Origin of the sequence: Desulfurivibrio dismutans, assembly GCF_029210385.1 — a bacterium.
Lineage (GTDB): Bacteria > Desulfobacterota > Desulfobulbia > Desulfobulbales > Desulfurivibrionaceae > Desulfurivibrio > Desulfurivibrio dismutans.
Genome location: NZ_JARGDQ010000005.1, coordinates 220,270 through 242,410, shown reverse-complemented (window position 1 = coordinate 242,410; position 22,141 = coordinate 220,270). Strand labels below are relative to the sequence as shown.

The 22,141-nt window shown below is 59.0% G+C and carries 21 protein-coding genes; 15 read left to right on the top strand and 6 right to left on the bottom strand.

The features are described 5' to 3' along the window. Nucleotides 1–46: 46 nt before the first annotated feature. Nucleotides 47–1,087, bottom strand: a complete 1,041-nt coding sequence (locus tag P0N66_RS07900) for a glucosaminidase domain-containing protein (protein WP_275804087.1) — start codon at nt 1,085–1,087, stop codon at nt 47–49. A gap of 169 nt (nt 1,088–1,256) precedes the next feature. Here P0N66_RS07900 and P0N66_RS07895 point away from each other — a divergent pair, with 169 nt between their 5' ends. After that, nucleotides 1,257–1,835: a peptidylprolyl isomerase gene (locus P0N66_RS07895; RefSeq protein ID WP_275804085.1), complete on the top strand. Its 579-nt coding sequence runs from the start codon at nt 1,257–1,259 to the stop codon at nt 1,833–1,835. Between the two features lie 81 nt (nt 1,836–1,916). Here P0N66_RS07895 and P0N66_RS07890 read toward each other — a convergent pair whose 3' ends face one another. Further along, nucleotides 1,917–3,899 carry a DNA topoisomerase IV subunit A gene (locus tag P0N66_RS07890; protein ID WP_275804083.1) on the bottom strand — a complete coding sequence of 661 codons (1,983 nt, stop codon included), beginning with the start codon at nt 3,897–3,899 and terminating at the stop codon, nt 1,917–1,919. A gap of 161 nt (nt 3,900–4,060) precedes the next feature. After that, nucleotides 4,061–5,890: a DNA topoisomerase IV subunit B gene (locus P0N66_RS07885; RefSeq protein ID WP_275804081.1), complete on the bottom strand. Its 1,830-nt coding sequence runs from the start codon at nt 5,888–5,890 to the stop codon at nt 4,061–4,063. A 338-nt stretch (nt 5,891–6,228) separates the two neighbouring features. Between P0N66_RS07885 and P0N66_RS07880 the strand changes: the two genes are divergently transcribed. The 14 genes from P0N66_RS07880 to P0N66_RS07815 all read left to right on the top strand — a co-directional run bounded on the left by P0N66_RS07880 (nt 6,229) and on the right by P0N66_RS07815 (nt 19,949). Then, complete coding sequence (locus P0N66_RS07880) at nt 6,229–8,001, top strand: M3 family oligoendopeptidase (protein WP_275804079.1); 1,773 nt, start codon at nt 6,229–6,231, stop codon at nt 7,999–8,001. A 132-nt stretch (nt 8,002–8,133) separates the two neighbouring features. Further along, nucleotides 8,134–8,460: a hypothetical protein gene (locus P0N66_RS07875; RefSeq protein WP_275804077.1), complete on the top strand. Its 327-nt coding sequence runs from the start codon at nt 8,134–8,136 to the stop codon at nt 8,458–8,460. Nucleotides 8,461–8,824: 364 nt separating this feature from the next. Beyond that, nucleotides 8,825–9,598, top strand: coding sequence for a 30S ribosomal protein S2 (gene rpsB, locus P0N66_RS07870; protein WP_275804075.1), 774 nt, complete (start codon nt 8,825–8,827; stop codon nt 9,596–9,598). A 185-nt stretch (nt 9,599–9,783) separates the two neighbouring features. Beyond that, nucleotides 9,784–10,377 (top strand): translation elongation factor Ts, encoded by a 594-nt coding sequence (tsf, locus tag P0N66_RS07865; protein ID WP_275804073.1) that lies wholly within the window; start codon nt 9,784–9,786, stop codon nt 10,375–10,377. A gap of 14 nt (nt 10,378–10,391) precedes the next feature. After that, nucleotides 10,392–11,165 (top strand): UMP kinase, encoded by a 774-nt coding sequence (gene pyrH, locus P0N66_RS07860; RefSeq protein WP_275804071.1) that lies wholly within the window; start codon nt 10,392–10,394, stop codon nt 11,163–11,165. A gap of 71 nt (nt 11,166–11,236) precedes the next feature. Then, on the top strand, nt 11,237–11,791 hold the full coding sequence (gene frr / locus P0N66_RS07855) for a ribosome recycling factor (protein WP_275804069.1): 555 nt from the start codon (nt 11,237–11,239) through the stop codon (nt 11,789–11,791). Further along, nucleotides 11,791–12,525, top strand: coding sequence for an undecaprenyl pyrophosphate synthase (gene uppS, locus P0N66_RS07850; RefSeq protein ID WP_275804067.1), 735 nt, complete (start codon nt 11,791–11,793; stop codon nt 12,523–12,525). The genes frr and uppS overlap by 1 nt, the downstream gene beginning before the upstream one ends. Before the next feature lie 10 nt (nt 12,526–12,535). Continuing rightward, complete coding sequence (locus P0N66_RS07845) at nt 12,536–13,336, top strand: phosphatidate cytidylyltransferase (protein ID WP_275804065.1); 801 nt, start codon at nt 12,536–12,538, stop codon at nt 13,334–13,336. Between the two features lie 93 nt (nt 13,337–13,429). Continuing rightward, nucleotides 13,430–14,629, top strand: a complete 1,200-nt coding sequence (locus P0N66_RS07840; protein ID WP_275804063.1) for a 1-deoxy-D-xylulose-5-phosphate reductoisomerase — start codon at nt 13,430–13,432, stop codon at nt 14,627–14,629. Continuing rightward, nucleotides 14,626–15,699, top strand: a complete 1,074-nt coding sequence (gene rseP, locus P0N66_RS07835; protein WP_275804061.1) for an RIP metalloprotease RseP — start codon at nt 14,626–14,628, stop codon at nt 15,697–15,699. Before P0N66_RS07840 ends, rseP begins: the two co-directional genes overlap by 4 nt. A 140-nt stretch (nt 15,700–15,839) precedes the next feature. Continuing rightward, nucleotides 15,840–16,607, top strand: coding sequence for a tRNA (adenosine(37)-N6)-threonylcarbamoyltransferase complex dimerization subunit type 1 TsaB (tsaB, locus tag P0N66_RS07830; protein ID WP_275804058.1), 768 nt, complete (start codon nt 15,840–15,842; stop codon nt 16,605–16,607). A gap of 4 nt (nt 16,608–16,611) precedes the next feature. Beyond that, entirely contained in the window at nt 16,612–17,271 is a 660-nt protein-coding gene (locus P0N66_RS07825) for an HAD family hydrolase (protein ID WP_275804056.1), read from the top strand. 95 nt (nt 17,272–17,366) lie between these two features. Then, a complete protein-coding gene (gene acpS, locus P0N66_RS07820) occupies nt 17,367–17,765 on the top strand; it encodes a holo-ACP synthase (RefSeq protein ID WP_275804054.1) in 399 nt (132 codons plus the stop codon). A 21-nt stretch (nt 17,766–17,786) separates the two neighbouring features. After that, nucleotides 17,787–19,949, top strand: a complete 2,163-nt coding sequence (locus tag P0N66_RS07815; RefSeq protein ID WP_275804052.1) for a thioredoxin domain-containing protein — start codon at nt 17,787–17,789, stop codon at nt 19,947–19,949. On the opposite strand, the gene P0N66_RS07810 is transcribed toward P0N66_RS07815, so the two are convergent. From P0N66_RS07810 to P0N66_RS07800, 3 genes are read right to left on the bottom strand one after another with little or no spacing between them, the layout of a single operon-like run. After that, the gene (locus P0N66_RS07810; protein ID WP_275804050.1) at nt 19,946–20,095 is read right to left on the bottom strand and encodes a hypothetical protein; all 150 of its coding nucleotides are present in this window, start codon (nt 20,093–20,095) and stop codon (nt 19,946–19,948) included. The two genes, P0N66_RS07815 and P0N66_RS07810, sit on opposite strands and share 4 nt — an antisense overlap. Further along, complete coding sequence (locus P0N66_RS07805) at nt 20,092–20,802, bottom strand: arginyltransferase (RefSeq protein ID WP_275804047.1); 711 nt, start codon at nt 20,800–20,802, stop codon at nt 20,092–20,094. Before P0N66_RS07805 ends, P0N66_RS07810 begins: the two co-directional genes overlap by 4 nt. A gap of 12 nt (nt 20,803–20,814) precedes the next feature. Continuing rightward, complete coding sequence (locus tag P0N66_RS07800; protein WP_431190028.1) at nt 20,815–21,978, bottom strand: exo-beta-N-acetylmuramidase NamZ family protein; 1,164 nt, start codon at nt 21,976–21,978, stop codon at nt 20,815–20,817. Nucleotides 21,979–22,141 lie beyond the last annotated feature (163 nt).

Genomic DNA, 22,141 nt, shown 5'->3' with positions numbered 1-22,141 from the left:
GCACTACCGTTCACAAGTGGCTAAACACTTCTTCGCCGGTTCAAGCTCAATCAAGTCTGGTTTGCCGAAACGACTCCGTAGACAACTGTTTTTGTACTTCCGCCGGCTCCAGGGAAATGGTCAGGATATCATAACGCTGCATCTGGTTGGTTTTGATCAGCCGGCGCAAGTCATCAACATAGCGCTCTCTTTTTTCCGAATAATAACGCAAGCCGTTAACCAGGGCCAGGGAGTCCATGGACTCACGCCGAATTTCCCGCAAGGTGCTGTAGGCGGAAACCCGGTTGAGCATCAACAGGTAGGCCCGCACGGAATCCAGCAGGGAGTCATAAATGGCCACCCGATGGGTCATCCCGGGAGCCCGGTTGGCCGGGACCATCCCCTCACTGCCCCAGGTCCAGACGCCAAAGATGTTGTTACCCTCCTGAACAAAACGGGACCCCCCCCAAGCCGACTCCATGGCCGCTTGCGCCAGCACCAGGCTCAACGGTATCACGTTGACCCGGTTTAGCAAGACATCCATTCGTGCCGTGCGATATTTGGCGCTCAAGAGCCGCAGAAAATCGGCCTCCGCGCTGACCAGACCGCAATCCTGGTAAGAAACTTCCTCCCTGATAAGTTTTTCCAGGGTGCACTCGGCAAAATCCATGCGGCCCACCACCCGCAACAACTCGGCTCTCTCGTGGGCCACTTCCGCCAGGGCAACCATGGCGGTGGGCGCCAGGGTGTGCAGGAAAAGGCGTTTGCGGGTCGACGCCCGCAATTGGCCCATATCGACCGGAAAAGAGGTAAAAACCAGCGGTGGCAGAGGCTTTTGGGCATCCATCTCCCACATCCCTTCCGACCGCAGAAAATCGATTACAGCCCGGCTATCACTGGCCTCAATCATTGTAACATACGACTTGTCCTGCTCCAGGGTTGTCCAATCGGCACCATCGACCCAAGGTAGCCTGACGGCGCCCAGAATCAGCAAAACCAGCAACATCGCCAAACCGACCACAAATCTGGTATAATCAGGATCCACCGCTCTTTGGCCGAAATAGTGGCAACAACCTTCCCGATCTGCTATGCTGTCCGTCCCTGTCATCTATCCACCAAATTGCATTTTATTGAAGGTGACATCTGTTTACGGTTTCATACTGCAGACCGTGCCCCGCAGCTTGTAAACAAACGTCAATATAGTAACACAAACCTGCATCAACTGCAAAACCGGCCTTACGCGGCCATTGAGCCATTGACCAAAAAGGAGAGAAAAAATGAAACTGCTGCTGCTTGCAACCATTTTCTGTCTGCTGTTGACCGCCCAGGGCAAAGCGATGGCCGAGTCCGCCGACCCCCGACCCCGGGTAACCATGGAAACCACCGCCGGCAATTTGACCATTGAGCTGTTCACCCCTGAGGCCCCCATTACAACCGCCAATTTTCTGCAATACGTCCAGGACGGTTTTTATGACGGGCTGATTTTTCATCGGGTGATCCCCGGTTTTGTGATCCAGGGCGGCGGTTTTGCCCCGGACATGGAGCAGCGCCCCACCCGTGAGGCGATCAAAAACGAAGCCGACAACGGCCTGAAGAATCTGCGCGGCACCCTCTCCATGGCCCGGACCGGAGTAGTGGACAGCGCCACCAGCCAGTTTTTCATCAACCTCAGCGATAACGCCAATCTGGATCACCGGGGCACCAGCCCCAATGCCTATGGTTATGCCGTTTTCGGAAAGATAATCGAAGGTATGGATGTGGTGGACCAGATCGCCGCTCAACCCACCACCAGTAAGGGTTTTTTCCAGGACGTACCGGTAAAGGAGGTCAAAATAATCAAGGCTTACAGCCGTTAAGGCCGACGGAAACCATAGAAGATAGACGTACTCCGGGCGGTAGCCAGTCGCAGCCGCCCAGACAAGACCGCCAAGGCGGTCTTATTTTTTGTCAAACAACTGGGTTTGCGGGTTTTTTTCCTCTTCGGCCTTGGCCGCCACCGCGTCACTGATCTCCTCCACCCGGCGGATGGGCCGCGGCGCCAGGCGTTTACCGATGGCCGCCGCTCCCTTGATCAAAAAATCGTCACAACGAAAAACCTCCCGGTTTCTCCGGGTCCGGGGTGACGGCGAAAGATGGGCACGGAGGTTGATCCCTGCCCCGGTCTTCAAGAAAATAATCTCCGAGCGCCGGTGCTCTTCAAACAGCCGGTATTCCTTGTCTACAATGAACTTGGGAGTTACAAAGCGTTTCAGGTAGCACAGGTTCTGTTTGCCATCGCGGTAGACCACGTTGAAGGTCTGCTTATCAGCCACCCGCCCCCACCAGAGCAGATCGTGGCCGATGAAGATCTTCTCCGGCACGTTGACTACCTTGTACCACCCGCTTTTGTCAATCAGCATAATCTTATCGTACTCCGAGCAGGCCAGGGAGCTCTCCGCTCCAGCCTTGACCTGGGTGCCGAAAAAACCGCTTTCCCGATCATAGCCCAGGGTTAGATTGGTCAGAGCCACTTGGCTGGCCTGGACTTCGGCAAAGGTGGCCAACTCGGTGCGCCGGGGGTAATCCTGGCCGTAACGGGTCAGCAGATCATCAAGGAAACGGATACAGAAACCGGTCATGTCCCTGAGATTTTTCTCCACCTCCTTGATCTGCCGCTGAGTGGCTTTAACCTCTTTCTTCTTGCGCTCAATATCGTAGCGGGAGATCCGTTTGATCTTGATCTCCAGCAGTTTTTCAATATCTTCCCGGCTAACCGGCCGCACCAGGTCGGCAGCATAAGGTTTTAAAGCCTCATCAACGGTTTTGATCACCAGTTCAAAGCTGGGACATTCCTCGATCTCTTTATACAGCCGCTCTTCAATGAAAATACGCTCCAACAGATGGGATTGCAGCCGCTCCTGGAGGCGGTTGAGTTCCAACTGCAACTCCTTTTCCAGCAGGTAGTAAAGACGGCTGGTATTTTCCCGCAACACCTCACTCACCGATAAAACCGCCGGATTATGGTCGCGGATTACCGTGAGGTTAGGACTGATGGCAAGCTCGCAGTCGGTGAAGGCGTAAAGCGCCTTGATGGTCTCCTCGGCCTTGATTCCCCGGGCCAGCTTGATTTCGATCTCCACCTCCTCGGCGGTGTAGTCGTTGATGGAGAGAATCTTGAATTTGCCCGCCCGGGCCGCCTTCTCGACACTTTCAATCAACCCCTGGGTGGTTGTACCAAAGGGGATTTCCCGAATGATAATGGTCTTGTCGTCCTTCTCCTCGATGCGGGCCCGGCAGCGCAGCCGGCCATTACCGTCGTCATAGGCGGCAACATCCAGCAGGCCGCCCTGGTAAAAATCGGGATAAACCACAAACTCTTCACCATGGAGGATCTTTTTCTGCGCCTCCAGCAACTCACAAAAATTGTGCGGCATGATTTTGGTGGCCATGCCCACGGCAATCCCCTCGGCCCCTTGGAGCAGCAGCAGCGGAAGCTTGGCCGGCAGGATCACCGGCTCTTTCATCCGGCCGTCGTAAGAGTCGGTGAATTCGGTAAGCTCCCGGTTGAACATGGTCTCCCGGGCCAGCGGGGTCAAGCGGCACTCTATATAGCGAGCCGCCGAGGCCGAATCGCCGGTGTAGATGTTGCCGAAATTGCCCTGCCGGTCAATAAGGTAACCCTTGTTGGCCAGGTTCACCAGGGCCGAGAAAATGGAGGCGTCCCCATGGGGGTGCAGCTTCATGGTCTCACCCACCACATTGGCCACCTTGTGAAAACGGCCGTCATCGACGTTGTGCAGAGTCTGGAGCAGTCGCCGCTGCACCGGCTTAAGCCCGTCGGCCACGTCGGGGATGGCCCGCTCTTTGATTACATAGGAGGTGTAGTCGATGAAATTTTCATCGAACATTTTATGTAAATTGCCGTATTTCGCTGTTTCCATCGGTTACACCGTAATCGTTCACGAGGACCAACAAATTGTTGGCTTAACGAGCTGCAAACGAACACCCGTGCCCCAGATTCGGGCAAGCAGCCAAGCGCCGCGTCCCCCCGTACGTGAGCTTGGCTGATCCGCCCGAAGGTGGGTGCGGCTGTTCGTTTACGTTACACCAAGTGCGCCATAATGTAGTCGCGGCGTTGAGGGGTATTCTTGCCCATGTAAAATTCCAGAATCCGGGGTACTTCGCTTAAGGTATCGATATCCACCTGCTGCAGGCGCATTTCTGAGCCGATAAACTGCTTGAACTCCTTGGGAGAGATCTCCCCCAACCCCTTGAAACGGGTAATTTCCACCGGGCGGCTTTTTTTACCCCGGCCGGCCAGCTTTTTCTCCGCCTCGGCTCGTTCCCGGTCAGAATAGCAGTAAATCGTCTCTTCCTTAGTCCGCACCCGGTAAATAGGGGTTTCCAGGATGTAGATATGGCCCCGTTTGACCAATGATTCAAAATAATGAAGAAAAAAGGTCAGGATCAGGTTGCGGATATGCAGCCCGTCCACGTCGGCGTCGGTGGCGATGATGATCTTGTCAAAACGCAACCGACCGATGGAATCTTCAATATCCAGAGCCCGCATGATATTGTACATCTCATCGTTTTTGTACAAAGTGGCCAGGGGCTGGCCATAGACATTGTAAGGCTTGCCCTTAAGGGAAAAAACCGCCTGGGTCATGGGGTCGCGGGCACTGACAATGGAACCGGAGGCGGACTGGCCCTCGGTAAGGAATACCATATTTTCTTTGCCCGGCGGGGAAGGCTTGCCCGGGGTCGGGTGATACTTGCAGTCCTTGAGCTGGGGGATTTTAAGGGCCACCTTGCGAGCCTTGGCCTTGGCCTCCTTGCGGACGTGCTGCAACTCCTTTCTGACCCGGGCGCTCTGCTGGATTTTTTCAATAACCAGTTCGGCCAGCTCGGTGTTTTTGTATAAAAAGGCGCTGACCTCATCGCGCACCACGGCCACGATGCCGGCCCGAATATCGGTGTTACCCAGCTTGTTTTTGGTCTGGGACTCGAAAATCGGCTCCCGCACCTTGACCGCCACGGCACCCACCACTCCCTCCCGGACATCTTCACCGTCGAACTTCTTGCCGGCAAACTCGTTGATCCCTTTTAACAGACCTTCACGGAAGGCCGACAGATGGGTGCCGCCCTCGTTGGTATAGGTGCCGTTGACAAAAGAAAAATAGGTTTCTCCGTAGTTGTCGGTATGGGCAAAGGCGAACTCGATGGTCTTGTCGCGAAAATGGATGGGCTCATAAAGCTGGGTACCGCTGGTTTCGGCTTCCAGCAGATCCAGTAGGCCATTTTCCGAAAAAAAACTTTCACCGTCGAAATCGAGATGCAAACCGGCGTTAAGATAGGCGTAACGCTTGAGTCGTTTGCGGATAAATTCGCGGTTAAATGAGTAATCTGGAAACATCGCCGGATCGGGCTTAAACTCCACCAGGGTGCCGTTTTTCTCCCCAGTCGAACCTTTTTCCTCTTCCTGCAGTTCCCCGGCCACAAACACCGCCCGGGCGAATTCACCATCACGATAGGAGGTCACCTCGAAACTTCTGGACAAGGCATTGACCGCCTTGGTCCCAACCCCGTTGAGGCCCACAGAGAATTGAAAGGCGTCGGTGTTGTACTTGGCGCCGGTATTGATTACCGACACGCACTCCACCAGCTTGCCCAGCGGGATCCCCCGGCCGTAATCCCGCACCATCAGCGTTCCGTCCTCGCCCACGGCGATTTCGATGGTCTTGCCGGCCCCCATGATAAACTCGTCCACCCCGTTGTCAATGACCTCTTTAAGCAGGATATAAATCCCGTCATCGGGGTGGCTGCCGTTCCCCAGGCGGCCGATATACATCCCCGGCCGCATGCGGATATGCTCCAGCGAGCTTAAAGTTTTTATCTTGCTTTCATCGTACACGGCAGCGGTATTAGAGGTCATGGGCAATGTGGGGGAAAATTTCAAAAAACGGGAGACTAAGACCTATGGGCGACCGCCGGCAATAACGACCGGCCAAAGTCAAATGACTGCCTTGTATATCGCGCCTGCCCTTTCCGTGCAATCAGATTTTGTCGGGACCGACACTATTCACTTGACCGCCGCCGGATATTTTCCTATCCATTCAGCTTTGCCGTCACATACAAAATTATCGGCGCCGCAAAAACGGCGGCGCCGACGGGGCACGACTTGTAACTGCCTGTTTTCGCTTTACCAACCAATCAAATAACCAAACCCGCCGACAGCGCCCCAACCGCACCGACCAGTGCAAGGAGTCAATAATGAGCGAAGATCTGAACACCAAACTGGGCACCACGGAAGTTATCTGGCAACTGACAGACCTCTATCAGGGGGCCGAAGATCCCTTACTGACCGCCAATCTTGCCACCTGTGAAGAAGAGGCCGGGGCCATCCGGGCCGAATTTGCCGGCCGTTTGGCCGAACTGGAGGCCGCCGGCCTGCTCGATCTGATCCGGCGCCTGGAAAGCCTGGAAGCCCGCCTGGGCCGGGCCGCCACCTACGCCTACCTTAATTTCGCCACCCAAACCAAAGATGCCGCCGCCGGCGCCCTGCTGCAGAAAATCCGGGAGGCCGGCAGCCGAATCAGCAAGGAAACGGTCTTTTTCGAACTGGAATGGAGCCGGCTGGCGGCCGCCACCGCTGAACAACTGCTGGCCGCCCCGGAACTGGCTGAATACCGCCATTACCTGGCCGCTTTGCGCCGTTACGCCCCGCACCTGCTCAGTGACGCCGAAGAGGCCCTGCTCATCGAACGGGCCCCCGCCGGCCGGAGCAGCTGGACCACCCTGTTTGACAAGGTGATGGGGCATCTGCGTTTTGGTGAAGATGGGCGCAGCGAAGAGGAGGTGCTGAGCGATCTCTACCTGCCGGACCGTGACCGGCGCCGTCGGGCCGCCGCCGAACTGACCACCGGCCTTAACAGCCAGTTACACGTGCTGACCCACACCTTCAACACTCTGCTGGCCGACAAGATGATCGATGACCGCCAGCGCCGCTACCCCCACTGGCTCAGTTCCATGAACCTCTACAACGAACTTAACGACCCCACGGTGGAAACCCTAACCAAAGCGGTAACCGCCCGTTACGACATCCCCCAGCGTTATTACCGGCTCAAACGGCAAATACTGGGGCTGGATGAATTGCTGGACTACGACCGCTATGCCCCACTGCCCGACCTGCCCACCACCACCGTCGACTGGTCGCAATGCCGGGAACTGGTCCTGCAGGCTTTCCACGACTTCAGTCCGGAAATGGCCGATTACGCCGAACTCTTCTTCCAGCGCCGGTGGATCCACGCCCCCCTGCGGGAAGGTAAACGGGGGGGAGCTTTTGCCCACCCGGCGGTGCCGGAGGTGCACCCCTACATCATGATCAACTACACCGGCAACCTGCGGGACATCTCCACCGTGGCCCATGAACTGGGACATGGAGTACATCAGTACCTGGCCGCCAGGCAAGGTTATTACAACAGCTCCACCACCCTGGTGCTGGCGGAAACCGCCTCGGTGTTCGCCGAACTGCTGTTGTTCCAGCGCCAGCTTGGCCTGATCAAAACCCCCGAGGCCCGGCGAGCCTTTACCTGCCAAAAGCTGGAATCGATCTTTGCCACTGTTTTCCGGCAGATCGCCATGAACCGTTTCGAGGATCGGGTGCACAACGCCCGCCGCCGGGAAGGAGAGTTGAGCAGTGAGCAGATCTCCGCCCACTGGCGGGCCAGTCAGGAGGAGATGTTTGCCGACAGCGTCAAGCTGACCGAGGATTACCACAGCTGGTGGTCTTACATTCCACATTTCCTCAGCACCCCGGGCTATGTTTACTCCTATGCCTTCGGCGAGCTGCTGGTGCTGGCCCTGTTCAAGCTCTACCAGCAGGACCCGGCGGATTTTGTGCCCAAGTACCTGGAACTACTCAAGGCCGGCGGTTCCGCCACCCCCTACGAACTGGTGGCCCCCTTCGGGGTTGACCTGGACAACCCGGCCTTCTGGGCCGGCGGCCTGCAGGTGATTGACGAAATGCTGCAAGGAGTGGAATAGCAACCATTCACCAGGGATCCATCAAAGTCATCGGTTTTGGCACCGGTGTGGGGGGCCGGAAAACTTGCCAAAACGTGCCCGCCTGTGATATTGGAAAGTATCACCGTCCATCAAGTTGCACACGGAGACCCCATGGCCCTGGAAATCGGCACCCATACCCCGGCCTCGGCGCCGGAAGTCACCCAGGCTCTGGTGCACCGCCGGGAACCCGCCGGGGATGACGACACCCTGCGCTCCGGGCGCCAGGTACGCCAAGCGGAAAGCCGGCGCCAGGAGGCCGAACATGAGGTGCGCCGCTCCCAGCGCCAGAAACAACAGGCCATGGAGCGCTTGCGCCAGGCCCGAGCCGATGAGCAGAAGGCCGCCCGCCGCCTGCGTGAGGCCCAGGCCGAGCACATGGACGTGGTCAACGCCGGCCAGGGTCGTAACCGAGGCGCGGTGATCAACATCTTGGTCTAACCCCCCTTTCCATCTTATTCCCGCTTGCAAATTTACTCGCCTTAATGTATCGTCAGCGGGTTTCACAACTACGTGCAAACGTTCAGCAGCACCACATCTGGCGGCGATCGGCCCGGCTTGCGTACTGATGTACGCAGCACCGGACCACTTGCCGCAATCTGCGGCACTGCTGCACGTTTACAGCCCCGTTCTAGCGACAGCTTTGCGGGGGTTCTTGTGAACACTTAATTACTACGCACATCCCTGACGGGTCCGGCCTTTTTCGGTCGCTGCCCCGAATGTCCCGCTGGTGCCCGGAATCACAGTTAACCGGGTGGGGAACAAGGGATGGAGGATTAACCAAAATCAGTTGCAAGGAGAAACCATGTCCCACGTATCCATGAAGGAAATGCTCGAAGCCGGTCTTCACTTCGGCCACCAGACCCGCCGCTGGAACCCCAAGATGAAACCCTACATCTTCGGGGCCAGAAACGGCATCTACATCATCAACTTGGACAAAACCCTGCCCTTGTTCAACAAGGCCTGCGATGTGGCACGCGATATCGCCGCCAAAGGCGGCAGCATACTCTTTGTCGGCACCAAGCGCCAGGCCCAGGAGATCGTCCGGGAAGAGGCGGCCCGCTGCGGCATGTTCTACGTTGATCACCGCTGGCTGGGCGGCATGCTCACCAACCACCAGACCATCAAAAAGAGCGTGGAACGCCTCAAGAACTACACCAGCATGCAGGAAGACGGCAGCGTCAACCGGTACAAGAAAAAAGAAATCCTGATGATCCAGAAAGAGACCGTCAAGCTGGAGCGCAACATCGGCGGTATCAAGGAAATGAAAACCCTGCCGGCGGCCGTTTTCGTCATCGACCCCAAGCGGGAGAGCATCGCCGTAATCGAGGCCAACCGTCTGGGGATCCCGGTGATCGCCATCGCCGACACCAACTGCGACCCCGACGGCATCAACCACCTGATTCCCGGCAACGACGACGCCATCAAGTCCATTCGCCTGGTCAGTGCCAAACTGGCCGACGCCATTTTAGACGGTAAGGAAAGCCATGCGGCTGCCCAGCAGGCCGCCGCTGACAAACAGGAAAGCGAAGCAGCCGCCGCCGACAAAGAAGAAAAGGCAGCGCCGACCGCCGCCTGATTGCTTACTGGCCTGTTCCGTACGGTCTTCGGCGGACAAACCGTTCGAAGACCGTCGTTCCCATGCGGGCCCCTGCCGATGCCACCTGCCTGTTCCGGGCTTAAGTGGCTCGTTTTTTTGTGCCAAACACCAGCTAAAACCAAGGCTTTAATCTAAATATTTGCTAACCAGATAAAGGTGACACCGTGCAGATTACTTCCCAGATGGTCAAGGAACTCCGCGACAAAACCAACGCGGGGATGATGGATTGCAAGAAGGCCCTTAATGAAACCGACGGCGACATGGAAAAGGCCGTCGACCTGCTGCGCCAGAAAGGCCTGGCGGTTGCCCGCAAACGGGCCGACCGCGCCACCAGCGAAGGGGTGGTTGAGACCTACATTCACGCCGGCGGCAAACTCGGGGTGATGGTGGAAGTAGGCTGCGAAACCGATTTTGTGGCCAAGAACAGCGATTTTCAGAATTTCGCCAAAAATATCGCCATGCACATCGCCGCCGCCAGCCCCATCGCCATTCGCCGGGAAGATGTTCCCGCCGACTCTTTAGAGCGTGAACGCAATATCTACAAGCAGCAGGCCCTGGACTCCGGCAAGCCGGAGAATATCGTGGAAAAAATCATTGACGGTAAAATTGACAAATATTACGCAGAAGTCTGCCTGATGGAGCAAAAATACGTCAAAAACCCGGATCTTTCCATTCAGGACCTGCTCAACGAGCTAATCGCTACCCTGGGAGAGAACATCTCCATCAAGCGTTTTGCCCGTTTTCAGGTTGGCGCCTGAAGCGGTTATTTATAATGAGTGATCCAACTGCCAGCAACAGCGACCATGACCCCGGCGGTAAAAAGTGCCGCCGGGTGATGCTCAAACTCAGCGGCGAAGCGCTGATGGGTGAGCAATCCCACGGGATCAACCCGGCCGTGCTTGATTATCTGGCCGAGGAAATCCGCGAAGTTACCGCCGTCGGGGTGGAAACCGGCCTGGTGATCGGTGCCGGCAACATCTTTCGCGGCATGGCCGGCTCCGCTTCCGGCATGGACCGGAGCACCGCCGACAACATGGGCATGCTGGCCACGGTGATCAACGCCCTGGCCCTGCATGACGCTCTGGAGCGCCATGGCGTTCCGGCCCGGGTTCTTTCCGCCCTGGCCATGCCCACCGTCTGTGAACCATATTCCCGCCAGAAAGCCTTTCATCATCTGGCCAAAGGACGAGTGGTAATTTTTGCCGCCGGCACCGGCAACCCTTATTTCACCACCGATACCGCCGCCATGCTCCGAGCACTGGAAATAAAGGCCGATCTGGTCTGCAAGGCCACCAGGGTGGACGGGGTGTACGACAAAGATCCTCTGCACCACGACGATGCCGTACGCTTCGAACACTTAACTTTCAGAGATGTGCTCAACCGGCAGCTCAAGGTGATGGACTCGGCGGCGATTTCCCTGGCCATGGACAACACCACCCCCATTATGGTCTTCGACATGATGGTGGCCGGCAACATGCGCAAGGCGGTATCCGGCGAGCAGGTCGGCACCCTGATCGGCGACGTGGGGGGTCAAGTCTTGACATGACAGTTCGGTCAAGCCAAACTGCCATGTCAAGACTTGACCCCCCCACCAAAAAAAAACGTAGGGAGGCAGCCATGGATGAAGTAATTCTGGAAATGTCCGACAAGATGGAAAAAAACATCGAAGCCTATCGCCGGGAGTTGGCCAGGATTCGCACCGGCCGGGCCTCACTCAACCTGCTGGACGGGATCAAGGTCGAAGCCTACGGTTCCAGCATGCCGCTGAACCAGGTCGCCACCCTGACCATTCCCGAAAGCCGGATGATCGTGATCCAACCCTGGGACACCCAGCAGGTTAGCGCCATTGAAAAAGCCATTCATGGTTCCGACCTCGGCCTGACCCCCAACAGCGACGGCAAGGTGATCCGCCTGGTCATTCCCCAGCTTACCGAAGAACGCCGCAAGGAAATGGTCAAACAGGTCAAAAAGATCAGCGAAGAGTACCGGGTGGCCATCCGCAATTCCCGCCGAGACGCCATCGACGCCCTGAAAAAACTGAAAAACGACAAACAACTGCCCGAAGATGACTTTTTCCGCCTCCAGGATGAAGCCCAGCAGGAGACCGATCGTTTTATCAAGCAGATCGACACCATCATGGCGGACAAAGAAAAAGAGATGATGGAAGTCTGATGCGCCATGACCCGGCCAATCTGCCCCGTCATGTCGCCATCATCATGGACGGCAACGGCCGCTGGGCCCATCAGCAGGGGAAACCCCGCATCATGGGCCACCAGGCCGGTGTCAGTTCAGTGCAGGCGGTGGTGCGGTGCGCCGGAGAGCTGAACCTTGATGCCCTGACCCTGTACGCCTTTTCCACCGAAAACTGGCAACGGCCGGGCCCCGAGGTGGAAGGCCTGATGGGGCTGCTCAAGACCTACCTGGAAAATCAGCTCGAGCAACTGGTCCAAAACCGTGTGCGATTGCGAACCTGCGGCCGGATCGATCGTTTACCCAATCAGGTCCGGCGGATCCTGGAAAACTCCATCCGGGAAACCGCCGGCAACGACGGCCTGATCCTCAACCTGGCCTTAAGCTACGGTGGTCGCGATGAACTGGTCCGGGCCACCCGGCAGTTGGCCGCCCGCGTAGCGGCCGGGGAACTGACCCCCGAGCAAATCGACGAATCAACCCTGGCCGCCGGGCTGGACAGCGCCGAGCTGCCCGACCCCGACCTGCTGATCCGCACCGGCGGCGAGCGGCGGCTGAGTAATTTTCTGCTCTGGCAACTATCCTACAGCGAACTCTATTTCACCAAAACTCTTTGGCCGGATTTCGGGCGGGAACAGTTCCTGGCCGCCCTGACCGACTATCAACAGCGCCAGCGCCGCTTTGGCCGGGTCAACGAACCGCCGGCGGACACCTGAACAGGCCGCCATGCAGAGGATACTGACCGGCATATGCACCGGCGTGGCCTGGCTCTTGCTGCTGCTCTACGCCCCCTTCTGGCTCTTCTGGCTGACGGTCGGCCTGCTGACATTATTGATCCTGCATGAATACGGCAACATGCTGCTGGTAAAAGGCGGCGAACCACCTCTGCGACCGGCCTTGCTGGCCTTTGGCCTGTTGCCGGTGCTGGCGGCCGGCCAGGCCAGTCACACCCTGATGGTCGGAGCCCTGGTTATCGCCTTGACAGGTCTGCTGCTGCTCACCGTTTTTCGCTATGGCAGCCTGGAACGGCCGCTGTTTTTTCTGTTTTCCGCCGCCTTCGGCATTTTTTACCTGGGCCTGTTGATGGCCCACCTGCCGCTGCTGATTAACCTTGAGAACGGTCGGCACTGGCTGATCATTGTCAGCCTGATCACCGTGTCGGCCGACAGCGGCGCCTATTATGTCGGCACCCATCTGGGCCGCCATAAACTCTGCCCGGCCTTGAGCCCCGGCAAAACCGTGGAAGGACTGCTCGGCGGGGTGGCTACCGCCCTGCTGGTGGTGGGGCTGGCGGTGATGGTGTTTTTCCCGGCCATCAACCTGTTGCAAGCGCTGCTTTTTACCTTTATCCTTTCACTACTGAGTGTGGCCGGTGATCTGGCCGAGTCTCTGCTCAAGCGCGGGGCCGGGGTCAAAGATTCCGGCACTCTGCTGCCGGGGCACGGCGGTATTCTGGACCGCATCGACTCCCTGCTGCTGGCCGCCCCGCTGCTTTATTACCTGCTGCTGACCGGCGACATGTTTTAGTCGCCGGCAACCGGCCGGATTTTGTAACTATCCAGTTCATTCTGGCACGTAACTGTTCAGCATTTTTTTACTTTTTGAGTGACGGCAAAGATCATGACCAAAAACATTTCCCTGCTGGGCTCCACCGGCTCTATTGGCTGTAACGTGCTGGACGTGGTGCGTCAGTACCCCGGTCGCTTCCGGGTGGTGGGAATGGCAGCGGGTGGTAATATCCGGCTGCTGCGGGAACAGATCGAGGCTTTCCACCCGCTGCTGGTTTCGGTGGCCGACGACGCCGTGGCCGGGGAGCTGATCCAGAGCCTGCCGCCGGGCTGGGGGGAGCGGGTACTGGTGGGCCGGGCCGGCAACGAAGAAGTGGCCGCCCTTGATGAGGCTGACCTGGTGGTCTCAGCCATCGTCGGCGCCGCCGGCCTGACCCCCACCATGGCCGGCATCGAAGCCGGCAAAGATATCGCCCTGGCCAACAAGGAAACCCTGGTGATGGCCGGCGAACTGGTGATGAACGCCGTGGCGCGGAAGCAGGTACAACTGCTGCCCATCGACAGCGAACACAACGCCATCGCCCAATCCCTGAGCGCTGGCCGCCACCAGGACATCCACCGCCTGATTCTCACCGCGTCCGGCGGTCCCTTCCGGGACAAGTCTACCCGGGATCTGTGGGAAGTCACTCCCGAACAGGCCCTTAATCACCCCAACTGGTCCATGGGTCGTAAAATCTCCATCGATTCGGCCACCCTGATGAACAAGGGTCTGGAGGTGATTGAGGCCCACTGGCTGTTCGGCGTCCCGGTGGAGAAGATCGAGGTGCTGATTCACCCCCAGAGCATCGTCCACTCCATGGTGGAGTATATTGACGGCTCGGTGATCTCCCAGATGGGGATTCCCGACATGCGAGTCCCCATCGTCTACGCCCTTTCCTACCCTGAGCGCCTGCGCCTGGACCTGCCCCGGCTCAACCTGACCAAAACCGCCAATCTTAGCTTCTTCCCGCCGGACTTTACCCGCTTCCCCGCTTTGGAGCTGGCTTACAAGGCCTGCAAGCGAGGCGGCACCCGGCCGGCCGCGCTGAATGCCGCCAACGAGGTGGCGGTGGAGGCCTTTCTGCAAGGCAAGATCCGCTTTCCGGAAATCGCCCTGGTGGTGACGGAAACGGTGAACCGGATCGAGCACAAGCCGGTGGATCGCATCGCCACCGTGCTGGCTGTTGACCTGGCCGCCCGGATGATGGCCGAATCGGTGGTGGAATCATTGATGATTAAGGCCAAACAAAAAAGAAACAAGGTTACCCCATGAATACCATTCTTTCCTTTATCGTTGTTTTAGGCATACTTATTTTTGTCCATGAATTTGGGCATTTTATTGTGGCCAAGCTGTTCAACGTCAAGGTGCTGAAATTCTCTCTGGGATTTGGCCCTCGGCTGTTCGGCCGCCGCATCGGCGAGACCGACTACCAGGTCAGCGCCCTGCCCCTGGGCGGCTATGTCAACATGCTGGGGGAAAATCCCGGAGAAACCACCGACCATGATGATACAGAGCGCTCATTTTCCGGCAAACCCTTATGGCAGCGCTTTTTGATTGTCGCTGCCGGGCCTTTTTTCAACCTGGGCTTTGCCGTTTTGCTTTTTTTCCTGATCTACGCCTTGGTGGGCCTGCCGCAGCCGGTGCCGGGCACCAAGATCGGCGAAGTGGCGCCAGATTCTCCCGCCGCTGAGGCCGGCCTGCTCGCCGGGGACCGCATCCTGACGGTCAACGGCATGGCCACCGAAGACTGGGAGGATGTCTCCCGGCTGATCCGGGACAGCGAAGGGCGGCCGGTAACCCTGGATATCCACCGTAATGGTGATGTTCTGCAGGTAACCAGCACCCCGGAACAACAGGAAGTAAAAAACATCTTCGGGGAAGTGGTGGGCCAGCGCTACATGCTGGGGGTCACCCGCAGCAGCGAGGTGGAATACCGGTCCATTTCCCTATTTGAGGCCCTTGGTGCCGGCTTCTCCCAGACCTGGGGCCTGATCTGGCTGACCCTGGTGGCCATTGTCAAGATGATCCAGCAGATCATCCCTGCCACCGAACTGGGTGGTCCCATCCTGATCGCCCAACTGGCGGGGCAGCAGATGGAGGTGGGTTGGATCAACTTTGTCTACTTTATCGCCCTGATCAGCATCAACCTCGGCATTTTAAACCTGTTGCCGATCCCGGTGCTGGACGGCGGCCACCTGGTCTTTTTTACCGTGGAGGCCATCACCCGCCGGCCGGTGAGCATGAAGGTCCGGGAAGTGGCCCAGCAGGTCGGCATTCTGCTGCTGCTGGCCCTGATGTTTTTTGTCTTCTACAACGACATAATGCGACTGCTTAATGGGTAAACGGGCAGCAGCACCGCATCTAGCGGCGATCAGGCCGGCTTGCGCACTGATGTACGCGGCGCCGTCCTGCTTGCCGCAACCTGCGGCACTGCTGCCCGTTTACCGGTTTGATATCAACCTTAATCCTGTCAGATAATTTTATGGCCAAACCAATTTCCACCTCTCCGGCTCCCTCGCCGCCATTGATTCTGGCCCTGGAGACTTCCGGGAGTTGCGGCAGCGTGGCTCTGGTGGACGGCCGGGGGTGCCGGGCCGAGTACTCCCTGCAGTCCAGTCGCACCCATTCCCGGCGGCTGCTGGAGGCGGTGGAACATCTGATGATGGCAAGCGACACCGCCTGGCAGGATCTGGACGCCTTGGCCGTGGGACTGGGACCGGGGAGTTTCACCGGTCTGCGCATCGGCCTGAGCAGCGTTAAGGGCCTGGCCCTGGCCACCGGCAAACCCTTGATCGGCGTCAGCTCCCTGGACGGCCTGGCCGCCCAGGCGGTAGCCCTCCCTGCCTGCTCCCTGCCGGTTTGCGCCCTGATCGACGCCCGCAAGCAGGAGGTCTTTGCCGCCTTTTACCGGCCGACCGACAAGGAGTCAGACCACAACCAGGCAGGGGGGGAAGAGCAAATCGGGCCACTGACCCGCACCAGCCCCTATCTTGCCCTGCCGCCCGCCGAGTTGGTCACCCTGATCAGGCAGCCAACCCTGTTGCTGGGCAGCGGCGCCGAACTGTACCGGAAACTTTTAGCAGAAAAACTGGCGCAGCAGGCCCTTTTCGCCCCGCCCCAAAGCTGCTTTGCCCGGGCCACCGCCATCGGCTGGCTGGCCCAGGAACAGTGGCGGCGCGGCAATCTGGTCGATCCCGGCCGCGTCACCCCCATCTACGTTCGTTCCGCCGACGCCAAACCCCAGGAGTAGGCCCATGCGCAAATATCAGGCCGTACTGTTTGATCTGGACGGCACCCTGCTCGACAGCCTGGCCGATATCGCCGATTCCATGAACAAGGTGCTGGCCGATTTGAACCTGCCCACCCATCCCCACGTCCAGTACCGCTATTTTGTCGGCTCCGGCATGGAAACCCTGGTGCGCCGAGCCCTGCCTCCTCAACAGGTTCCTGAAACCACCGTGGCCAAAGCCTTGGACGCCATGCGCCGTGAGTATCACCGCAACTGGCAACGCCAAACCCGGCCTTACCATGATATCCCGGAACTGCTCTCAACCCTGGCCGGACAACATTTCAAGCTTGCTATTCTTTCCAACAAACCCGATGATTTCACCAGGAAATGTGTAGCCAACCTGTTGGATCACAAACTTTTTACCGTAGTGCGCGGCGCCCGTCCCGATACCCCCAAAAAGCCCGACCCCGCCGGAGCCTTGGCGGTGGCGGCCCAACTGGCACTGCCGCCGGAGAGTTTTTGCTATGTTGGCGACAGCGGTATCGACATGCAAACCGCCAGGGGGGCCGGAATGTTTGCCGTGGGGGTGCGGTGGGGGTTTCGTGAGGCGGAAGAGCTGCTGGCCAACGGGGCCGACAGGTTGATCAGCCGGCCCCTCGAACTGCTGCAACTGCTGGACCATTAACCGCCGACCAAGCAAACGAAAACCGCGTTTTCGCTTCCCGGAGAGCAAAAAGTCCATGGAAGGACTTTTTGTGGATTCATCAAGCAAGGAACACCATGATTTACGGGATCGGTACCGATATCGTCAGCATTCGCCGGATTGAATCGGCCCTGGCCCGCCATGGCGACCTGTTTGCCCGCCGCATCCTGGCTCCCGACGAGTGGCAAGAATACCTGGCTCTGCCCCACCACCGAACACAAGCCACGGCAGCCTTTCTGGCCAAACGATTTGCCGCCAAGGAGGCCGCCGCCAAGGCCCTTGGCACCGGCTTCAGCCAGGGCATCACCCTGGCCGATATTGCCGTGGTTCACGACCGGCTGGGCTGTCCGGGGCTGGAATTCCACGCCGCCGCCGCCGCGTACTGCCGCAACCAGGGTATTGGCCGCGGCCTTTTATCGCTCAGTGATGAAAAACAATACGCCCTGGCCTTTGTCACCCTGTTGCATCAACCCTAACCTCTCTCGAGGAGGTTGCCCATGAGCAACAACACCGCCGCCCACTTCGTCGAGCAGCAACTGGCCCAGGGCAAAAAGCCCAACCGCCTGATCGACGAGCAAAGCCCCTACCTGCTGCAGCACGCCTTCAACCCGGTGGAGTGGCTGCCCTGGGGGGAGGAGGCCCTTGCCCGGGCCCGGCGGGAAGACAAGCCGGTATTCCTCTCCATCGGCTACTCCACCTGCCACTGGTGCCATGTCATGGCCCATGAGTCTTTTGCCGACCCGGCCGCCGCCGCCGTTCTCAACCATCATTTTATCCCCGTCAAGGTGGACCGGGAAGAGCGACCCGACGTGGATCACCTCTACATGACCGCAGCCCTGGCCTTAAACGGCGGTGGCGGTTGGCCCCTGTCGGTTTTCCTCACCCCCGAAGGACAAGCCTTCTACGCCGGGACCTACTTCCCGCCCCAACCCCGGCACGGGCTGCCCGGTTTCAAGCAACTGCTGGAACTGATCAGCAATCTCTGGCAGGAGCGGCGGGACAAGGTGATGGAAGTGGCCGCCGGGGTTATCGACCACCTGAGCAAAAATGTCTCCCCTCCGGAAAAAATCGAGGCGGGCGACCAGCTGGCCGCTCGCGCCTACACCATGACAGCAGGCGATTTTGATGCCACCCACGGCGGCTTCGGCGCGGCTCCCAAATTTCCCCGGCCGGTGCTGTCCAACTTTCTTTTGCATCATCACTGGCAGAGCGGCGAACAGGCGGCTCTCCAGATGGTTTTGTTCAGCCTGGACAGAATGGCCGCCGGGGGGATATACGACCACCTGGGGGGCGGTTTTCATCGCTATTCGGTGGACGAGCAGTGGCGGGTGCCCCATTTTGAAAAAATGCTTTACGACCAGAGCCAACTGGCCGCGCTTTATCTGTCGGCCTATCAGCTCGGCAGCAACCCCCGCCACGCCAAAGTGGCGGCGGATATTTTCGCCTATGTGCTGCGCGATCTGCAGGCGCCGGAAGGGGCGTTCTACTCCGCCGAAGACGCCGACAGCCTCGATCCGGAAGAGCCGGCCAATCCAGAGAAACATGGAGAGGGGCTGTTTTACCTCTGGCGCGAGACGGAAATCCGGCAACTGCTGGACCCGGTCAGCGGCGAGCTGTTCTGTCGCCATTACGGCGTGCGTCAGGAGGGCAACGCCCTGGCCGACCCCCACGGGGAGTTCCAGGGCAAAAATATTCTCTACCAGGCCGCCGACGTGGCCGCCACCGCCGCCACCTGTGACCTGCCGGTGGAGGCCGCCACCGACCAACTGACCGCCGCCCGCCAAAGGTTGTTGGCGACCCGCACCAAGCGGCCCCGGCCCCACCTGGACGACAAGATCATCACCTCCTGGAACGGCCTGATGATCAGCGCCCTGGCCCGAGGCTTCCAGATCCTGGAGAGGCCGGAATACCGGGATACCGCCGTCCGGGCCGCCAACTTTCTGCTCAGCAAACTACGTGATTCCGCCACCGGCCGGCTCTTCCGCCGCTACCGCAACGGCCGGGCCGGCCTGCCGGGCCAGTTGGCCGATTACGCCTTTCTGGTCCAGGGTCTGCTGGATCTTTATGAAACTACTTTTGCGATCAACTGGCTGGCCGAAGCGGAAAAGCTGACGGCGAACCAAATAGCCCTTTTTCACGACCCCCAAAACGGCGGTTTTTTTGATGCCCCCGAGGGGGACAACACCATCCCGCTGCGGCTTAAGTCCGACTACGACAGCGCCGAGCCCGCCGGCAACTCGGTGGCGGCCATGAACCTGCTGCGGCTGGCCGGTTTCATCAATAAACCGGAGTGGCGGCAATTGGCCGTGGACACCATTGGCGCCTTTTCCCCTCGCCTGCAGGAATACCCTTCTGCTCTGCCGCAAATGCTGGTGGCCCAAAGCTGCGCGGCAAACCCACCGCGCCAGATCGTCATAGCTGGCACCCCGGCGGAGGAGGGCTGCCGGCAAATGCTGGCCGTCATCCGGCGGCGCTACCTCCCCAACACCCAGGTAATGTTGGCCGACGACGGCGCCGGGCAGCAGTGGCTGGCCCAGCGCCTGCCACTGCTCAACGACACCGGCAGGCTGAATGACCGCCCCACCGCTTATCTCTGCCAGGATTTTCACTGCCACCGGCCGGTTAACGAACCGGAAGAACTGGCGCAACTGCTGGATTAGACACCGCCAGCAGCATCATAACTGAGCTCATGGGCCCTGGCTTGGGGAGTATACGCTACCCCCGCCACCCCCACGGCGCAAGCGCTGTCGCGGCGGTAATTGGCGGTCTCGAAATCAATGGCGGCGAAAGCGGGGAAAACACTCACGCCACAGTCCGCCACTGCTCATCGATCAGCAACTGGTGAGGCTTGAAACGGGACTTGTAACTCATGGCCGGCGCATTTTCGATCCAGTAGCCCAGGTAAAGGTGTTCCAGATTGGCTTGGCGGCACAGTTCAACGAGCGAGAGAATATTGAGCACCCCGGGGCTGCGATGGCCTTGGTCGGGATCAAAATAAAAATAGACCGCGTTCAAGGACGTGGGGGCGATATCCACCACCGCCAAACCAAGCAGCCGACCCTCAACCCGATAGACGACCTCCCAGGTTTCGGTAATGGAGTTGAGAAAAAAACCGCCGTAATAGTCGACAGCCCGGCCGTCTATCCCCTCCGCCCCCGGCACACTGTCCTGGTCGGGATAGCGGCAGGCCAGGAAGTGTTCGCACAAATCCAGCTTGTCGGCACTCAGCTGCAAAGGACCCTGGCTGACCCGCACATCCTGATTGCGCTGCCAGACCCGGCGCTGGTTGCGGTTGGGCTTGAAATCCTTGACCGCCAGCCGGATGGGCACACAGGCCTGGCAACCGGGACAGGCCATGGTGTACATCACGTTGCCGTTGCGCCGAAACCCGGCCTGCAGGAATTTTTCAAACATCTCACCGCCCAGGGGCGGACATGGGGCCTGGCGGTACACCGCCCGGCTCTGCAAGCCGTAGGGGCATTCGGCGGCAATGTCAAATAGGTAGTCACGCATGGGTAAACGGGCTCAGTACAGCAGGTAATCCTGGCGGCGCCGGGCAAAGTCATCCAACTCCACCTGCCAGCCGGCCTCCAACTCCAACAGCGGTTCCCCGGCCTGCAGCCGGGGCCAAAGACCTTCATCACCAAGGATCAGGTGAATGGGCGTTTTTTCATACTCATATTCGTAGGGCGGCGACTTCAGGGCAAATTCCTGGTGACGGCGGGCCGTCGCCTGCAACAGGGCCAGGGTGGTACGGAAAGGCAGAAAGCTTACCGGGTCGGTAACATGCAACTGGTAACCGACACAAGGCTTACCGGCCCACTTACCGGCCACCGGCTCAAAGACCAGGGGCCGCAGATAACAGCCCGGCAGCGGAGTGGCGGCCAGTTCCGCCAGCATTTCGTCATGGCGCCAGAAGGGGGCGCCGAACAGCTCAAAAGGCAGGGTGGTGCCCCGCCCTTCCGAGATATTGGTGCCTTCCCAGATCACCTGGCCGGGGTAGACCAGCGCCGTCTGTGGCGTGGGCATGTTCGGGGAGGGAAAGACCCAGGGCAGACCGGTGTCGGCAAAGAGCATCTCTCGCCGCCAGCCGGCCATGGGGATCACCTCCAGGTCGCAGTCCAGTCCGTATTCCCCCTTGAGCATCAGGGCCAGCTCGCCCATGGTCAGGCCGTGCCGCATGGGAATCGGATACAGCCCCACAAAAGAGCGGCAGGAGGGCTGCAGCAAATTGCCTTCGAGAGCCAGGCCGCCAACCGGGTTGGGGCGGTCCAGCACCACCACCTGCTTGCCCTGCTCCGCCGCCGCTTCCATGCAGTAGGCCAGGGTATAGAGAAAGGTGTAAACTCTGGTGCCCACATCCACCAGATCAACCAACAGCACATCACAGTGCTCCAGCATGGCCGGGGTGGGTTTGCGCACCTCACCATAGAGGCTGAACAGCGGCAGGCCGGTGACCGGATCGGTCATGTGCCCGGATTCGATCATGTTGTCCTGCTTTTCGGCAAAAAAACCGTGCTGGGGGGAAAAGAGACAGCACAGCCGGGGGCCGAAACGCCCATGCACCAAGTCACGGGCGTGACGCAGGCGGCGGTCGGTGGAGGCCTGGTTGCACAGCAGCCCCAACCGTTTACCCTGCAGGGAAGGCGGGGGATCCTGCAGCAGACGTTCAAGACCCAGGCTGATAATGGCCACACCAAGCTCCTTTTTGATTGCGGTTTTACCGCCTTTGGTTACACTTATGAAAATATCAGACTGATTAAGCTCACCGCTAAACTTACCCCGAAGGCGGCGAAAAATCACGCCCAGAAAATAATGATGACTTCGCAAGAAGTCATCAACGCGCCCATGG

Excerpts from the sequence above, each read along its gene's own strand:
- P0N66_RS07900 (WP_275804087.1), bottom strand. The coding sequence starts at position 1,087 with ATGACAGGGACGGACAGCATAGCAGATCGGGAAGGTTGTTGCCACTAT.
- P0N66_RS07895 (WP_275804085.1), top strand. The coding sequence starts at position 1,257 with ATGAAACTGCTGCTGCTTGCAACCATTTTCTGTCTGCTGTTGACCGCC.
- P0N66_RS07890 (WP_275804083.1), bottom strand. The coding sequence starts at position 3,899 with ATGGAAACAGCGAAATACGGCAATTTACATAAAATGTTCGATGAAAAT.
- P0N66_RS07885 (WP_275804081.1), bottom strand. The coding sequence starts at position 5,890 with ATGACCTCTAATACCGCTGCCGTGTACGATGAAAGCAAGATAAAAACT.
- P0N66_RS07880 (WP_275804079.1), top strand. The coding sequence starts at position 6,229 with ATGAGCGAAGATCTGAACACCAAACTGGGCACCACGGAAGTTATCTGG.
- P0N66_RS07875 (WP_275804077.1), top strand. The coding sequence starts at position 8,134 with ATGGCCCTGGAAATCGGCACCCATACCCCGGCCTCGGCGCCGGAAGTC.
- rpsB (WP_275804075.1), top strand. The coding sequence starts at position 8,825 with ATGTCCCACGTATCCATGAAGGAAATGCTCGAAGCCGGTCTTCACTTC.
- pyrH (WP_275804071.1), top strand. The coding sequence starts at position 10,392 with ATGAGTGATCCAACTGCCAGCAACAGCGACCATGACCCCGGCGGTAAA.
- frr (WP_275804069.1), top strand. The coding sequence starts at position 11,237 with ATGGATGAAGTAATTCTGGAAATGTCCGACAAGATGGAAAAAAACATC.
- uppS (WP_275804067.1), top strand. The coding sequence starts at position 11,791 with ATGCGCCATGACCCGGCCAATCTGCCCCGTCATGTCGCCATCATCATG.
- P0N66_RS07845 (WP_275804065.1), top strand. The coding sequence starts at position 12,536 with ATGCAGAGGATACTGACCGGCATATGCACCGGCGTGGCCTGGCTCTTG.
- P0N66_RS07840 (WP_275804063.1), top strand. The coding sequence starts at position 13,430 with ATGACCAAAAACATTTCCCTGCTGGGCTCCACCGGCTCTATTGGCTGT.
- rseP (WP_275804061.1), top strand. The coding sequence starts at position 14,626 with ATGAATACCATTCTTTCCTTTATCGTTGTTTTAGGCATACTTATTTTT.
- tsaB (WP_275804058.1), top strand. The coding sequence starts at position 15,840 with ATGGCCAAACCAATTTCCACCTCTCCGGCTCCCTCGCCGCCATTGATT.
- P0N66_RS07825 (WP_275804056.1), top strand. The coding sequence starts at position 16,612 with ATGCGCAAATATCAGGCCGTACTGTTTGATCTGGACGGCACCCTGCTC.
- acpS (WP_275804054.1), top strand. The coding sequence starts at position 17,367 with ATGATTTACGGGATCGGTACCGATATCGTCAGCATTCGCCGGATTGAA.
- P0N66_RS07815 (WP_275804052.1), top strand. The coding sequence starts at position 17,787 with ATGAGCAACAACACCGCCGCCCACTTCGTCGAGCAGCAACTGGCCCAG.
- P0N66_RS07805 (WP_275804047.1), bottom strand. The coding sequence starts at position 20,802 with ATGCGTGACTACCTATTTGACATTGCCGCCGAATGCCCCTACGGCTTG.